At 70.8% G+C, this 15,913-nt stretch carries 10 protein-coding genes; 3 read left to right on the top strand and 7 right to left on the bottom strand.

Annotated elements, in window-relative coordinates; all coding sequences use genetic code 11:
* Positions 1-93: 93 nt before the first annotated feature.
* The 5 genes from ACFUNE_RS24980 to ACFUNE_RS24960 form a co-directional block, all read right to left on the bottom strand.
* Entirely contained in the window at positions 94-1,764 is a 1,671-nt protein-coding gene (locus ACFUNE_RS24980) for a penicillin-binding transpeptidase domain-containing protein (protein ID WP_383572184.1), read from the bottom strand.
* 223 nt (positions 1,765-1,987) lie between these two features.
* On the bottom strand, positions 1,988-2,962 hold the full coding sequence (cs1, locus tag ACFUNE_RS24975) for a clavaminate synthase Cs1 (RefSeq protein ID WP_383572181.1): 975 nt from the start codon (positions 2,960-2,962) through the stop codon (positions 1,988-1,990).
* Entirely contained in the window at positions 2,959-3,909 is a 951-nt protein-coding gene (gene speB / locus ACFUNE_RS24970; RefSeq protein WP_383572178.1) for an agmatinase, read from the bottom strand. Before speB ends, cs1 begins: the two co-directional genes overlap by 4 nt.
* A 57-nt stretch (positions 3,910-3,966) precedes the next feature.
* Entirely contained in the window at positions 3,967-5,499 is a 1,533-nt protein-coding gene (locus tag ACFUNE_RS24965) for an asparagine synthase-related protein (RefSeq protein ID WP_383572299.1), read from the bottom strand.
* A complete protein-coding gene (locus ACFUNE_RS24960) occupies positions 5,499-7,214 on the bottom strand; it encodes a thiamine pyrophosphate-binding protein (protein ID WP_383572175.1) in 1,716 nt (571 codons plus the stop codon). The genes ACFUNE_RS24965 and ACFUNE_RS24960 overlap by 1 nt, the downstream gene beginning before the upstream one ends.
* 213 nt (positions 7,215-7,427) lie before the next feature.
* Here ACFUNE_RS24960 and argJ point away from each other — a divergent pair, with 213 nt between their 5' ends.
* The 3 genes from argJ (at position 7,428) to ACFUNE_RS24945 (ending at position 11,206) form a co-directional block, all read left to right on the top strand.
* Positions 7,428-8,606 carry a bifunctional glutamate N-acetyltransferase/amino-acid acetyltransferase ArgJ gene (gene argJ, locus ACFUNE_RS24955; protein WP_383572172.1) on the top strand — a complete coding sequence of 393 codons (1,179 nt, stop codon included), beginning with the start codon at positions 7,428-7,430 and terminating at the stop codon, positions 8,604-8,606.
* Between the two features lie 99 nt (positions 8,607-8,705).
* The gene (locus ACFUNE_RS24950) at positions 8,706-9,716 is read left to right on the top strand and encodes an MBL fold metallo-hydrolase (protein WP_383572169.1); all 1,011 of its coding nucleotides are present in this window, start codon (positions 8,706-8,708) and stop codon (positions 9,714-9,716) included.
* Positions 9,717-10,627: 911 nt separating this feature from the next.
* Entirely contained in the window at positions 10,628-11,206 is a 579-nt protein-coding gene (locus ACFUNE_RS24945; protein ID WP_383572166.1) for a BTAD domain-containing putative transcriptional regulator, read from the top strand.
* A 64-nt stretch (positions 11,207-11,270) separates the two neighbouring features.
* Here ACFUNE_RS24945 and ACFUNE_RS24940 read toward each other — a convergent pair whose 3' ends face one another.
* On the bottom strand, positions 11,271-11,564 hold the full coding sequence (locus ACFUNE_RS24940) for a transporter (protein ID WP_383572163.1): 294 nt from the start codon (positions 11,562-11,564) through the stop codon (positions 11,271-11,273).
* A 63-nt stretch (positions 11,565-11,627) separates the two neighbouring features.
* A complete protein-coding gene (locus tag ACFUNE_RS24935) occupies positions 11,628-15,614 on the bottom strand; it encodes a NocE (RefSeq protein WP_383572160.1) in 3,987 nt (1,328 codons plus the stop codon).
* Positions 15,615-15,913: the final 299 nt, after the last annotated feature.

The following is a 15,913-nucleotide window of genomic DNA, read 5'->3' as shown; positions in this document are numbered from 1 at the left end:
GGGTCCCGATGTCAGCGTGGCGGGGGCGCCCCGGGTGTCAGAGCACGCGGGGGCGCCCCCGGGTGTCAGAGCACGCGGGGACGCCCCCGGGTGTCAGCCCGCGTCCGTCAGGCCCTTCAGGAACTTCGCCGCCACCGGCCCCGCGTCGGCGCCGCCGGACCCGCCGTCCTCCAGCATCACGCACCACGCCAGGTCGCTGTCGCCCTGATAGCCGATCATCCAGGCGTGGGTGCGCGGCGGCTTCTCCTCGCCGAACTCAGCGGTCCCGGTCTTGGCATGCGGCTCCCCGGGGATACCCGCCAGCGCGCTGCCCGCTCCGTACGTCACCGTCGCCCGCATCATGTCGCGCAGGTCGCCGGTCACCGAAGGGTCGAGCCGCGCCGTCGCCTCGTGCTTCTTCTTGACCGCGTCGGGGACCAGCACCGGCTGCTTGAAGGCACCCTCCTTCACCGTCGCCGCGATCGACGCCATCACCAGGGGAGAGGCCTGCACCCGGGCCTGGCCGATCGTGGACGCCGCGAGGTCGTTGTCCGACGTGCTCACCGGGACCGATCCGTCGTACGTCGAGTCGCCCACGTCCCAGACGCCGCCGATCCCGAACGCCTCCGCCGCGTCGTGCAGGGCGGAGCCACCCACCTTCGCGCGGTTTTCCACGAACATCGTGTTGCAGGACTTCGCGAAGGAGTCCTTGAAGGTCGATCCCGCCGGGAGTGTGAACTGGTTCTGGTTCTCGAAACGCTGCCCGTCGACATGCGCGAACTTGGGGCACTCCACGACGTCGGACGGCTTCACGCCCGCCTTCAGCATCGCCGCGGCCGTCACCACCTTGAACGTCGACCCCGGCGGGTACTGCCCGGCCAGCGCCCGGTTCAGGCCGCCTGCGGGACGGCTGGAGACGGCCAGGACGTTACCGGTGGACGGCTCCACGGCGATCAGTGCCGCGTTCACCTTCAGACCCTCCATGGCCGCCGCCGCGGCGCCCTGCACCTCGGGGTCGATGGTGGTCCTGACCGGTGTGCCCGGCTTCGCGGAGCTCTTGGTGAGGGACGCCTCGGCATGGCCGGACTGCCGGTCGGCGATGACCACCTCACTGGTCGCCGCGCCCGCGCCGCCCCGTAACTGCTTGTCGTAGCGCGCTTCGAGGCCGAAGGTGCCCTTGCCCTTTTCGTCGACCGAGCCGCGCAGCGAGGCGGCCTGGAGGTCGTCGCCGTTCTTGTCGAGCACGGCGGCCCGCTCGGCCACCGTCTTCAGTGCGAGCGTCTGCCCGGGCTTCAGCCGGGGGTGGATCATCGGGGAGTTGAACTCCACGGTCCACTGCTCCGCCTTCTCGGTCAGGGTCGCCTCGGACTCGTAGCTGAACAGCCCGACCGCGGGGACGGTGAACCGCGCGGTGTAGGGGACGGTCACCTCGCCCCTGTCGTTCTTCCTGCCGTCGCCCGCCGACAGCTCCGCCTTGGTGGGCTTCAGGTTCGTCATCACCGAGGTCAGCAGGGACTCGGCGTTCTCCGGCGAGTCGGAGAGGGCCGCGGCCTTCGTGGCCTCGCCCGCCGCCCACCCGTCGAGGAACGACTGGAGCCGCTCGGTGGCGGCGACCACCTCGGGGTCCGTCTCCGTCCCGTCCCCGGACCAGGCCCGGTACCCCCACCAGCCCGCGCCCGCAGCCAGTACGACGGCCACCGCCACGCCGAGCACCGGTCCTCTGCGTGGTCCGCGACTCCTCGCGCGGTCATGACGTGCCATCTGCTGCAAGGTGGGGTCAGACACTTGGCGCTGTCTCCTCGTCCGCTGCGGATATCTCTTCCGTGACCGGACCGTCTCCGGCCATCCCTCCGACACGCTAACCGCTGCTCCCCGTCGCCGGGGCACCACGGAGAGCGGCGGGAGAGTGAGCCGAGAGCGGCAGGTGGCGGGCAGCACGACGGGCGGACCGGTGGCGCCCCGCATCGTCGGGGAGCACCACCGGCCCGCCGGGCCGTGGAGGATGCCGTCAGGCGCGCGGGGTGAAGGTGACCACGTCACCCGCGTGTTCGCCGCCGGAGAGCTGTCCGAAGCGGTCGGTGCGGATGTAGACGCGGTGCAGCCACCGGTCAGCACCGTCCCACCTCGGTGTGAACGGCGTACGGGCATGCGTCGTACGGAAGTTGTCGATGATCAGGACGTCGCCGGGGACCAGGTGCACGGCCTCGGTGACCTCGTCCAGCGCCTTGGACAGCGACTCCACGGCCTCGACGTCCCGCGGGTCCTCGGGGGCCAGCAGCTCCCGGTCGTAACCGAGCAGCGGATCGGCCGAGTCGCCGTAGAGCGGCTTCACCTCGGCGATGGCGCCCGGGTCCTCGATGCCGCCGCGGAAGGCGACGTCGACGCAGCAGGGCACCTTGCGGTCGAAGAGGTGGCTGCGGAAGCCCTCCGGCACCAGCGGCAGCGCCTTGCGGATCGAACCGACCAGGGTCGCGGCCCTGCGCTCGTGGTCGGCGCGGGAGCAGGCGAGCATCACGTAGTTGGGCTGGAGCTGGTGGTACGCCATCTCCGTGTGGAATTCGAGCAGGGTCTCGGAGGTCTCCGAGGACAGGTGGTGCGCTCCCGGGGAGGGGTACACGTCGTGGTAGACGGTGCCGCTGCGCAGCTCCCCGTACCCGGTGTGCAGGCCGAGCCGCCGGCCGACGATGCCGAGCATCGCCTCCATGGTGAGCAGGGGGCGCTCCGCCGGCGCCGGGGTGGACTCGGGGGTGCGCGGCAGCCGGTCCTCCGACTCGACGGGCAGGCCGCGCAGCAGGAGGTAACCGTCCACGTTGCCGGACGTGTTGAAGGCGTCGAGCGCCTCGGCGATCGAGGCCGGGAGGTCGCCCGACGCCGCCTTGGCGGCCTCCAGGAAGGCCGGGAGGTCCGCGCGCGGCACCGCGGGCAGACGCGAGGCGAGTTCCAGGAGTTCGTCGCGGAGTTCGGAGCAGTCGATGACGGTCACGCGTCGTTCCTTCCTTTGATGTGAGCGCGGGCGTACTGGTAGAGCAGCTCCGCGCCTATCTCGGTCGCCAGGACGGACGTGATCCCGGCGTGGTCGTAGAGGGGTGAGACCTCCATGACGTCGAAGCCGACCGGCCGCAGCTCGCCCACGCAGCGCAGCAGGGCCAGGACCTCGCGGGAGGACAGCCCGCCGGGCGCGGGGGTGCCGGTGCCCGGGGCGAAGGCCGGGTCGGCGACGTCGACGTCGACCGACACGTAGACGGGGCGGTCGCCGATGAGTTCCTGGATGAGGGCGTGCGTCCCGGCGACACCGGTCTCGACGAACTCGTCGGTGGTGACGACCCGCACCCCCTTGCCGCGGGCGTAGTCCAGCGAGTCCGGCTGGGGGTTGTGCCCCCGGATCCCGATCTGCACCGTCCGACGGGGGTCGATGAGCCCTTCGTCGATGCCGTGCCGGAAGGGGGTCCCGTGATGGAACTCGCCCCCGTAGAACGCGGGGTTGGTGTCGGAGTGGGCGTCGAGATGGACCACGGCGACGGGGCCGTGCTGCTCGGCCACAGCGCGCAGGGCCGCCAGGGTGATGGAGTGGTCGCCGCCGAGCATCAGGAACGCGGCGTTGTCCTGGAGGATCCCGCGCAGATGGCGGTGGGCCGTCTCCATCGCGATGTGCATGTTGAACGGGGTGAGGTCGATGTCCCCGCCGTCCACGCAGTCGATGAGCTCGAACGTGCCCGGTCCCCGGTCGATGCCCACCCCGTGGATCAGGCCGGACTCGTTGCGGATGGCGCGCGGGCCGAAGCGGGCCCCCGGCCGGTAGCTGGTGCCCCCGTCGTACGGGGCGCCGATGACGACGACGTCGCGGCCGCTGGGCTGCGGGTCGTGCGGCAGGCGCATGAAGGTGGGGATCTGTGCGTAACGGGGCGAGATCGCGGTGTCGACACGCTCCACGACGTCATCCCTCCTGTCGGTAGGGCCGCGAGCGGCCGGGACGGGGGCTGAGGCGGTTCACTCGCTCTCCTTCAGCCGTGCGGACACCCGGTGCACGGCGTCGGCGGTGCTCACCTCGGCGGGCGGCAGCCCCTCGACGACCACCCGGTCGAAGATCTCCCGCACCACCAGGGACTTGGCCCGGTGGATGTCGGCCTCCGGCACCCCGGCGTCCATGAGGAGGAGGCTGAAGGACGACGTCGTCCCCGACCCCTCGTGCACGCCGAGCTTCGGCCGGGTGACCGTCTCGTGCGGCAGCAGGGCGCTCATCGCCTCGCGCAGGACCCACTTGTCGCGGCCGTGGCGGCGTTTCAGCCCGGCCTCCAGCGGCACCAGCAGGTCCAGTACGTCGCGGTCCCAGTACGGATGGGTGGACCAGTGTCCCTGGATGCCGGAGAGCACCGGGGTCATCTCGTTGAGCCCGTCGAAGGTGGCCATGTCGAACGCCACGGCCGTGTCGAGCTGGGGCAGCCGGTCCTCGCGGTGCATGCCGGCGAGCGGGATGTCGGCCCCGTAGCCGGTGAGGATGCGGCGGGCGGGCCCGTCGAGCGCCCGGTACAGGGCGGTGAGCGGCAGCAGGTACTCGATGATGTCCGGGTCGACGGACTCGGACGCCCATATCGCGTACGGGAGCTGGCCGAGCAGGTCCGCCGTGGGGACGGTGATCTCCCGGTGGGCGGAGCCGAGGTGGGTGGCGACCACGCGGGCCTCGGCGAACTCGTCCGAGGTGTCGGTCCCCATGGACAGCGTGTCCAGCGGGCCGTCGGTGTGCGCGGCGGCGAGTGCGGCGACGCCGGAAGAATCGATTCCTCCGGAGAGCACCACCAGCGGTGTGGTGCCGCCCGTGCGGGCCCGGACGGCCCGTTCGAGCGTCTCGCGCACGGCGCCGGCGGCCTCCGCCTCGGGCAGGATCCGCCGGGACACCGGCGGGGTCCAGGTCCTGGTGGGCACGGCCGTACCGGTGCGTACGTCGAGGTCGAGGACCGTGCCGGCGGGCACCTGGTGGACGCCGGGCACCCGGCGGACCCGGCGCGCGTCGGCGACGGGCCGCCCGGACGGCGGCGCCTGGGCCGTCGCCGGGACGAGGGCCTTGATCTCGGTGGCGGCGAGCACCCGGCCGGGCGCCGGAAGGGTGTAGAGCGGCACGGAGCCCGCGTGGTCGGTGGCCAGGAGCACCCGGTCGCCGAGGGCCACGGCCGCCGCGAACCGGCCGTTGAGCAGCCGGAACGCGTGCAGGTCGTAGACGCCCAGCAGGGCGAGCAGCACCTGCGCGTCCGTGCGGGCGTCCGTGCCGGCCGGGAGGAGGGTGAGCAGTTCCTCCCGGTTGTAGAGCTCGCCGGCCAGGACGAGCGCCGTGTCCCCGGAGCGGGCCACGGCGTCCCCGGCCGAACCCGAGTGCACGAGTACGGCGTTCAGGGTCTGGGTGCGGAGGGCTTCTGCCACGGTTTCGTGGGAGCCCCGGGTGGCGAAGACGGGCCGGGGGCCCCGGTCCCCGCCCTGATGGGCGGAGACCAGGAACCCCGTGGCCGCGGGGAGTGTGTGCGCCATGATCAGATGCTCAGGGCACCGAAGCCGCCGGAGGTGAAGTCGTAGTTCACCGGGACCTCGATCAGGAACGGGTGGCCGAGCTCGGCTCCCTTGCGCAGGGCGGCGAGCAGCTCCTCGCGGGAGCCGGCCTTGACGGCCTCGACGCCGTTGGCGCGGGCGAGTTCGGTGAAGTCGACCCCGGTGAACTTGACGGCCGGGTCGTGGGAGCGCTGGTGGCCGAGGTTCTGGTACAGCTCGATCAGCCCGTTGGTGTCGTTGTTGACGACGACCGTCACGATGGGCAGGTCGAGCCGGGCGATGGTCTCCAGGTCGGCGCTGTTGGAGTGGAAGCCGCCGTCGCCCGCGATGAGGAAGGTGGGCTGGCCGGGGCGGGCCATCTGGGCGCCGATCGCCGCGGGGATGCCGTAGCCGAAGCTGGAGCAGCCGGCCGAGGTGAGGAAGCCGAAGGGCTGGTCGGCGCGGGCGAAGAGCACTCCGTAGTGACGGAAGAAGCCGATGTCGGAGACGATCGTGCCTTCGCCGGCGGCGGCGGTCTCCTCCATCACCGTGTTCATGGAGTCCATCACCTGGTGGACCCGCATGCCGTCCTCGTACTCGGTGGGGTCGGCCAGGAACTCGGCGACGCGCTCACGCAGCGGGGTGATGTCGTGCGGGGTCTTCTTGGCGACCTCCGCGGTGGCGGCGTCCAGGTGCTCGACGAAGGCCAGCACATCGGTGACGACGTCGACGTCCGGGCGGTAGACCCGGGGGACCGGGTTCACCGTCGGGGAGACGCGGACGGTCTTCTTCTCGCCGCCGCGGTCCCACATCGAGGGGCGCAGGTCCTCGGCGTAGTCGTACCCGAGGGTCACGATGACGTCGGCGGGGCCGAAGAGGGTCTCCAGGGCCGGGAAGGAGAGGATGCCGTCCATGTATCCGGTGACGGCGCCGTAGTTCAGGTCGTGGCCGTGCGGCAGGACGCCCTTGGCGATGTACGTGGTGATGACGGGGACGTCCAGGCGCTCGGCCAGGGCCCGGATGGCGGGGACGGCGCCGGAGCGGATGGCCGCCGCTCCCACGACGAACACCGGGTGCTCCGCACCGGCGACCAGGGCGGCGGCCTCGTCGGCGGTGGCCTCCCAGCCGGCCTGGACGACGCCGACCGGCTTGGCGGGGGTCCGCGCCGCCGGGTGGGTGACCGAGGCGTCGACGTCGGCGCCGAGCAGGTCGACGGGGACGGAGATGAAGCTGGGTCCGACGGGCTCGGTCATCGCGGCGGCGACGGCGGAGTCCACCAGGTCGGTGATCTCGTCGGGGCGCTGGAGCTCGACGGCGTACTTCGTCATGGGGCGCATGATGGACACGGAGTCCAGGCACTGGTGCGTGTCGTTGGGGAAGATGTCGTGCGACTCGGACTGCGCGGCCAGTGCGATGACGGGCGAGCGGTCCAGGATGGAGGTCGCCACACCCGTGGCGAGGTTCGTCATGCCGGGGCCGAGCGTCGCCCAGCAGGCCTGCGGCCGGCCGGTGATGCGGGCCAGGACGTCGGCGGCGACACCGGCGGTGAACTCGTGCCGGGTCAGAACGAAGTCGATCCCCGGCGCCTCGTCGAAGAGGATGGAGGCGGCTTCGCGGCCCACGACGCCGAACACGGTCTCCACTCCGTGCTCGTGGAGACGCTTGAGCAGTGCGTGTGCGGCCGTCGGGTTGCCACTGGGCTTGGTCGAAACACGGGACATACGGCGTCGTCTCCAGGATGTCGACGGGAAGCGGATTGCCGTCACCGTGCCGGTGGGCTCTCTCCACCGCCTCTCCAGCTCCTATCCGACCGCTCTGTAGTGCACTTCGAGGCAGTCCGGGGCCGGTTCGGGCCTTGCGACCGCGCCACCTGTGATAGATGAATAGGCATACGGGTAAGCGCATAATGACATCACAGAAGGAAGAAGGCGATCATGACCGGAACGACCGATCGGGAGCCCGCGGGGTTCGTCGTGCACACCGCTCCGGTGGGGCTCTCGGACGACGGACGGGACGACTTCACGGTGCTGGTCTCGACCGTGCCCACCCAGGTCAGCGCGGTGTTCACCAAGTCCCGCTTCTCCGGACCGAGCGTGGTGCTCAGCCGGGCGGCGGCGGCCGACGGAAAGGCGCGAGGCGTCGTCGTGGTCGCCCGGAACGCCAATGTCGCCACCGGCCCGGAGGGTGAGCGCAACGCCCGCGAGCTGCGCGACTCGGTGGCCGCCGCCACCGGGCTCTCCGCCGACGAACTGCTGATCGCCTCCACCGGCGTGATCGGCCTCCAGTACCCGATGGAGCAGATCCGGACGCACATCAAGACGCTCTCCTGGCCCTTCCCCGAGGGAGGGTTCGACCGGGCGGCGCGGGCCATCATGACGACCGACACCCGGCCCAAGGAGGTCAGGGTGCGGTGCGGCGGCGCGACGCTCGTCGGCATCGCCAAGGGTGTGGGGATGCTGGAGCCCGACATGGCGACCCTGCTGACCTTCTTCGCCACCGATGCCCGACTGCCCCAGGACGTGCAGGACCGGATCTTCCGCAGCGTCATGGACCGGACGTTCAACGCGGTGTCCATCGACACCGACACCTCGACGAGCGACACGGCGGTCCTGTTCGCCAACGGGCTGGCCGGCGACGTGGACCCGGCGGAGTTCGAGGAGGCGCTGCACGAGGTGGCGCTGGCCCTGGTGAAGAACATCGCCTCCGACGGCGAGGGCGCCAGCAAGCTCATCGAGGTGCGGGTCACCGGTGCCCGGGACGCGGCGCAGGCCAAGCGCGTCGGCAAGACCGTGGTCAACTCGCCCCTGGTCAAGACCGCCGTGCACGGCAGCGACCCCAACTGGGGCCGGGTGAACATGGCGATCGGCAAGTGCACCGACGACACCGACATCCTCCCGGAGAACGTCACCGTCCGGTTCGGCGGGACCCTGGTCTATCCGCAGAGCTCCGACGGCCCCGGTGACGCCGAGCTGCGGGCGACGGTCGCCGAGCACATGCGCGGCAGCGAGGTGCTGATCGGTATCGGACTGGGAATCGGGGAGGGGGAGTTCACCGTCTACGGCTGCGATCTGACGGAGGGGTATGTCCGGCTGAACTCCGAGTACACCACCTGAGCCGCCACGCAACGGCCCGCCGCTGACTCAAATGTGCCGCTCCGCCGCCTCCACTCCGTAGGGTGACGGGTGGTCAGCACAATGTGAACGAGGTGGCGCATGGGTCAGTCGCGTAGGTCGGTCCTCCAGGGCGCGTTGGGCGCCGGGGCGGCGGGGCTGCTGGTCGGCGGCGCCGCCCCGCTTCCCGCCGCGCACCCCCGGCGGCAGCGGAAGGGCACCTCGCTCGGCCTGCGCTGGCTGGGTGTGGCCGGCTGGGAGCTGTCCTTCGCGGGCCGCAGCGTGCTCTTCGACCCGTATCTGAGCCGGATGCCGTACGCCGACGAGGCCGGCGCCCTCGACGCGGCGCTTCCGCTGCGCCTGGATCCGGAGGCGGTGGAACACGTCGCGGAGACGGCCCTGGCCGGGGTGCCCGAGCTGATCCTGATCAGTCACGGACACTTCGACCACCTCGCCGACGTGCCGCACCTCCTGTCCAGGCCGGCCTGGGAGGGGCGACGCGTCCGGACGCTCTGCGACACCACGTCACGTCACCTGCTGGCCGCGATGGGCACCCCCGGGCACCGCATGGCGGACGTGGTGGCGGTGAGCGGGGGCGACCACCTGCAGTTCGACGGTTACAGCGTGGAGGTGTTCCGCAGTCTGCACAGCAGGCAGCAGGACTACTCGTCCTTCGCCGCCGGGACGCGGGGCGAGGTCCCGCCGCGGCCCCGGACCCTGGGCGACCTGGTGGAGGGGTGCACGCTGGCTTTCCAGGTGTCGGTCGAGGGCGGTCCGTCCGTCCTGCTGACCGGCACCAGCAACGTCGCGGAGCGGGAACTGGCGGGTGCGCGGCCCGATGTGGCGGTGATCGGGATGAGTGGTCACTCCGCCGTCCACGGGTACCCGGACCGGCTGCTGGCCGCGCTGGGGGCGCCGCCCGTGCTTCTGCCCTGCCATCACGACGACATGGTGACCCCGTTGGGCGACTCGGGGATCGCTCGTACCGCCTCTCCCGACGCGGTGACGGCGCTGGCGCGGGCTGCCGAGCGCGCGGCACCCGAAGGTGGGACGCGCGTGCTGGCGCCCCGGCACCTGGAGCTTTTCGACGTCACGGGTCTCCCGCCTGCCTGAGTCCCAGAGGTCCGAAGCCGCTCGGGCCCGAAGGGTTCGTGGCGCCCGGCTCTCCAGGCGGTCGCGCCCGCGGGGAGCCTCAAGTGGTCTTTCTCTGTGGCGCGTTCAGGGCGCGTGGACCCGTCCGGCGGTGGTGAACCGGACTCCGGGGGTGGCCGGCCTTCCATGTCCAACCGGCACGCGGTCTCCTTGGCGTAAGGTTTGCGCCATCACTGGACTAGACCAGTGAAGCGGCGGTTCCGCGTCCGGAACAGTGCGCTGAGTAACCCCACTCGTCACACGCGGCCCTCATGCTCTTCACGGCGGACGCACATCTTCCGCCGTGGCTTGACGTGTCGGGGGTCGTGCCGCGCCTCGCCCCCGGGTGCCCGGCGCCCGGTGATTACTCCGTGCAATTCGTGATCATGCAGGCCAGGCCGCTGTGTGCCCGCCGACGTTATCCCCGATTTTTCGCAGGGCGCCTTTCGCTCTCCCGGGCACGACAGTTTTCAGCCGCACCCGTCCAGGCGTCGTTGACGAAGCCTGGATGGCTGATTACTGTCCCGAATCGATAGGACAGGGCCCCGCTACGCGCGTAGTGGCCGAAACCATGACCGCCGCTTTCGCTTCACGGACCAGTGCATTCAAAACATTGCGTGCGAAAACTCAGCAGTTCATGGTGGGGGAAGTCAGCCATGAACAGGCAGAACGGGAGAATCCCTGTGGTCGGCGTGCAGATTCGTATATTGGGTCCGGTCTCCATGTTTCACCGGAACGTGGCAGTTCCACTGGCCGGACAACGACAGCTCCGGGTCATCGCCGCCCTTGCACTTGTGTCGGGCAGAGCAGTCAGCACGCCCGAACTCATCGGCCACCTTTGGGGTGAGAACCCCCCAAGGACCGCCCCGGGCCAGCTGCAGACCAGTGTATGGATGATCCGCCGCTCGCTGGCCACGGCCGGGGTGCCGCAGGAAACCGTCCTGTCGACGGCCTCCGGTTACCAGCTGGACCCCGCTCACTGCGAGATCGACAGCGATATCTTCCGGCGTAACGTCGCGACGGCGAAGAAGCTGGTCCGTGCCGGTCTCAAGGAGGAGGCGCTGGAGTTGGTCAGGGACGCGCTCGCCCTCTGGCGTGGCCCGGCTCTGGCCACGATATCGAGCAGCGCGTTGCAGACCCGCGCCGCCCGGCTGGAAGAGGAGCGCGTCACCGCCCTCCAGCAACGCATTTGCCTGGAGATAACGCTGGGCGAATACGAGGAGGCCATTGGGGAACTCACCGACCTCATAGTGCTTCACCCGCTCCGGGAAGAGCTGTACGCGCATTTGATGCAGGCGCTGTATCTCTCCGGACGTCAGGCCGACGCGCTCGCCGTCTTCCGCAGGGCCAGGAACACGCTGACCGACGAGCTCGGCATCTACCCGGGACCGAGGCTGACCACACTGGAGGGTGCGATCCTCCGGCAGGACGCCGACATGCTCTCGGCAGTCCCGGGCATGGCCCGGCGCTGATCCGTCCGGCCCACGCCCGAGAACCGCGCTCCCCGGCAGCCGTGCCGGGGAGCGCGCTGGCGTGTCAGGAGACGAATCCCGCCCAGGCGACGGCTGCGCCGCCGCCCAGCACGATCACCTGAACCGCCGCGGTGGTCCAGGCCCGCACGGCGGCGGCGATGCCGCCGGAAAGCAGGAGGACGGCCAGGCAGACCAGTGCGGCCCGCGAGGCCTCACGGCCGGCCGCGGCCCGGTCCGGACTGCCCGTCAGGCCCCCTGAGACGAGGACCCCGAAGAGCAGAACGACGAGCAGGACGGCGTCCAGCAGGAGGAGCAGCAGCGCAGCCCCGACATCACCGCGGCGGGAGACGCGTCTCATCGCTCACCTCTTCCGTTGGCCCTCCCCTCCCTGGGGAGGGGAGGGCCTGTCGGGTGCCTCGGGTCAGAGACCCATGCCCTGCATCGTCCGTTCCAGGGAGTCCGCGTACAGCCGGGCTCCTCCGACCTTCGGGTGGAAGGACTGCGCCGAGGCCCCGAGTTGCAGGATCGGCCAGTCGATCTGGGGCTCGTCGCTCTCGACGAGGTCCAGGACGATGCCGTTGACCTGCTCGGGGTCACCGCAGACTGCCTTGCCCGCGAAGTTCTGGGCGGGGTTGGAGTACCAGGCCTTGGTTCCGGCGGCCTTGGCGTCGTTCACCGCGCCCTGCATCTCGGTGGCGAGAGTGCTGGCCATGCTGTTCAGCCAGGGCGCCTCCTCGGTGCCGACGCCGGGGATGCACTGGCCCGACCTCTCCAGCAGCGGGGGGTAGCCCATCAGGACGATCTTGGCGTTGGGAGCCTTGGCCTGGATCTTCTTCAGCGCTGTGACGATGGCGGGCCGCACCCGCTCCTTCGCCAGGCGCTCTGCCGCGACTCCGACGGTGAGCCCCTGGTAGGCGGCGTCGTCCGTGTGGGCGTCGTCGTCGTCGAACGTCTGGTTCTGGCACAGCGTCGGCCAGCCGATGCCGCCGAAGATGCACTTCTGGATGATGTAGGCGAACCGGGCGTCGTTGCCGCCGATGGACACGGTCACCAGCGTGGTGTTCTGGTCGAGGTATCCCTTGGAGAGCTGCGGCAGCTCCCCGTTCTCGCCGACGTCGGCGATGTTGTACGTACGAGCGCCGGAGCAGGCGATCAGGTGGTAGTCCATGGCAGCGGACCGGCTGTCGTCCATCGAGCCCACGGATGCCGAGCGTCCCGGGATCGTGGCCTGGCGGGACCACGCCTTGGTCGAGCGGTGGCAGGCGTTGCGGGTCGACGGGTTGCTGGTGTCGCGGTAGTTGGTCTCCTTGTAGTAGTCGACGCCGCCGGCGGCCGAGGCACCCTCACCCGAGGAGTAGGAGTCGCCCAAGGCGACCACCATGTCCTTGGGCTTGGCCGACAGCGGCTGGAAGCCCGCCGCGTCCCAGGCGACGTCCTCGGACCCGCTGCCGTCTGCCGCGTGCGTGGAGAGCGCGATCTTCGGGGTGGAGGTGAACTGGAACACTCCGAGGGAGACCCACTTGTTCTCCCCGACGCGCTGCGGCGTCACGCGCACCGGGCTGGTGCTGTTGGTCCCCGAGATGGTGTACGAGGCCTGCCGGGTGTGAGCTCCGTGGTCGGGGAGGTGCACCCAGACCCGGGCCCAGCCGGTCATGCCGTTGGTGAGGGTCCAGGTGCCGGTGGTCTTCATCCGGGCGCCCTCGGCGGTCGACTGGTTCCTGGTGTGCCCGAACCAGAAGTGATTGCCGTATCCGGCCCCGATCTGATGGGTGTCGATCTTGCCCGGGTAGTTCGCTCCGTCCGCGGTGAAGGTGAAGCCGAAGGTGCCGGGCGAGGTCGTCGCGCCGCAACTTCGAGCCGAGGAACCGGTCGGTGTGACGCCGGAGGCCACGTCGTCGATGACGTACGTCCCGGAGGGCAGGCCGCTGGAGCACCGGGGCGGGTAGGCGTTGCCGTCCGGCTGTTCCGGATAGGTGGCGTCGAAGCGGTGCAGGGCGTATCCGCAGGCGCCGCCCGCACAGCTCTTCCAGCTGGACTTCTTGTTCCACCAGCAGTGCAGGTAGTACTCGTCGGCCGGGTTGTTGAGCTGGCACGCCCCGTTGGTGTCGGTGTCACCCTCCTTGATCTTGCTCGGGTCGCAGTTGTTGGAGCTGTCGCAGAACTGCCCGACGGGGGGCTTGGCCCGCGTCCGCTGGTCGGTGGCGGTCCACCAGGCGGCGCGGTACCCGGGCTGGTAGTCGCCGGGGGCGAACATCGCGGAGATGGGGCGAGCGGCCCAGCCGATCACCTTCTCCTGGTAGGGCCAGTCCTGCGGGTGCGCGGCGTGCGAGTAGTCGTCGGAGCCGGCGGCGCTCTCCAGGAACGGCGTGCGGTTGGCCTTCCAGATCGCGTTCGCCGGGTTGTTGGTGTAGCCGACACCCCAGTGGCCGCCGTGCGATCCGGCGGTGGACTGCGGGTAGAAGCCGGTGTTGTACGCCCAGAGCGCGAAGAACCAGTTCTCGATGTACCCCGGTCCGCCGTCGTTGACGGTCATTCCGGCGCTGTACGTCTGGTTCCACTTGTCCACGAGGATGTTGACGCCCGCCGCGATGTTGGCGGTGTAGTCGAGGGCCACGGCCTCCTGCTTCTGCACGGAGAGCGCGGTCTCACCGGGCTTCTCGCGCCCGGCCTTGCGCATGCCGTCGGTCACCTGCACGATGCCGTAACCGCAGTCGGCGGAGGCCCAGTTGATGGCCCACGGGTCCGGGGTCTGGCCGTCCGAGCCGTGGCTGATGCCGTAGTAGTTGCCGATGAGCGTGTTGGCGGTGACACCCGGCACGGCGAAGCGTGTGGCCTGCCACATGTTGGATTCCTGGGCCGTGACGCCCAGCATCACCTGCGCGGGGATGTGGTACTCGTCGGCGGCGTCAGGGGATCCGTTGGGGTCGCCCGCCATGGTCTTGAGGGGGAAGAGGGACTGCGGCTGGTAGGCCGACATCCCGGTGTTCTTCCAGTTGGCGGCGCGGGAGACGTGCGCGTTCAGCTTCCCGACCACGGCCTGGTCCACGGCCCACTCGACCTGGCGCGGGGTGGGCTGGAAGGCCTGCTTCTTGACGTCACCGCGCGGGACCGAGCAGTAGCGCTCGTCCTCGACCGGGTTGGTCGGGGAGGCGGCGGCGAGCTTCGGGGCCGCCGCACCGGTGCCGGACGTGAGCGCGGGGGAGGTGGCGAGTCCGGCCGCGGTCTTCGCGGTCGAGCCGACCGTCGTGCCGGGCAGGGAGTCCAGGGTGACGGTGCGCCCGGTGTCCAGGACCTTCATCTCGGTCCGGGCGGTCCGTGCCGAGGCGGCCTCCTGCGGGGAGATCCGCGAGTCCTTGCCGTCGGCCCACGCGGTGGTGACCGCGGCTTCGCCCTTCGTGGAGAGGACGGCGTCCTTGGCCACTCCCGCGGGCATGCGCACGGACCCGGGCAGGTCGGCGGCGGCCTTGGCCTCACCGGTGACGTACACCGTGCCGGTACGGGCGGAGCGGGCCAGGTCGAAGTCGGTGAGAGCGCCGGTGGCCAGGCGCTGGGTGGTGCCCGAAGCCTTGGCGGCAGCGAGGATCGCGGCCGGTGCGCGCCGGACCTCGGCCCGCTCGTCGGCGGTCTTCGCGGCCCCGGCGGTGGTGCCGGGCCTGTCGATGTAGACGACGGAGCCGTCCGAGGCGGCCGTGAGCTGGAAGGGGACGGCGCTGGTGCGGGCGGCGACACGCACGGTGCCGGAGGAGGCGACCTTGACCAGACGCGCGCCCTGCGCGGCGGCGTAGCCGTCGTCACCGAGGGGGACGGCGGAGGTGACCTGGCCGGGCAGCTTCAGCGGCTTCGCCGCCTTGCCGCTCGCGGTGTCGACGCCGACGAGGCGGGTCTCGTTCCGCTCCGAATCGTCGTCGGAGAACTGCGAGAAGACCGCCTTCTCCGTGGTGCCGCAGCCGGGTGAGAAGTAGCTCAGGCTGGACTGGACGGGAAGCTTGGTGACCGCGCCGGTCGTGAGGTCGACGACGGCGGTGAAGGCCCCGCGGGTCAGCAGCGCGGGCTTGTTGGTGAAGGTCCGGGGCGCGTAGGTGACGGCGGCGCGCTTGCCGGAGGCGGTGAGGCAGGCGTTGCCGATCCAGGTGTCGGTGTCGAAACCGGGCTCGGACAGGGTGGCCGCGGTCCGCCAGCGGTACCCGTCCTCGGCGGCGGCGACCATGACGTGGAAACCTGTGGCGTCGCCGGAGGTGGTCCAGGCCAGGTCGCCGGAGGTGCGGTAGCCGGAGCCGAGCACCTTCGCGCGGTCACCGGCGGGCACGGCCTCGGGGAGCTCGGCGGGGCCGGGCTTCGCGGCGTCCGCCTGGTCCTTCTGGGACCACCCCTGGGCGGCGCCCGGGGGTGGGGTGGGGGTTTTGGCCATCGACACCGACGGGTAGCCCGCCAGTAGGGCGGTGGCGGCGACGGTAATGACAGGTATATGCCATTTCCTTCTTCGGGGCATGGTCTTCTCGCCTCTCGTACGGACACCCGTGTCGCGCGTGGGGGAAAGCGGGCGTCCGCTTCGCGCGTGGGGGGACGCGAGCAAATCAGCCGGGACTCTTCACTCCCTCTCACCCCTCTCTTCCGCTATACCGACCCGCCGTCGGCTATGCGCCCGCCTCCCGTGTCCCGTCCGCGAGCCCCCTCATCCCCGCAGAATGGCGCGGAAATCACCGCGAG

The sequence above is a fragment of the Streptomyces sp. NPDC057287 genome (genome assembly GCF_042667905.1).
Classification (GTDB): Bacteria; Actinomycetota; Actinomycetes; order Streptomycetales; family Streptomycetaceae; genus Streptomyces.
Note: the sequence above shows the minus strand (reverse complement) of the source record. Positions and strands in the feature narration are given on the sequence as shown.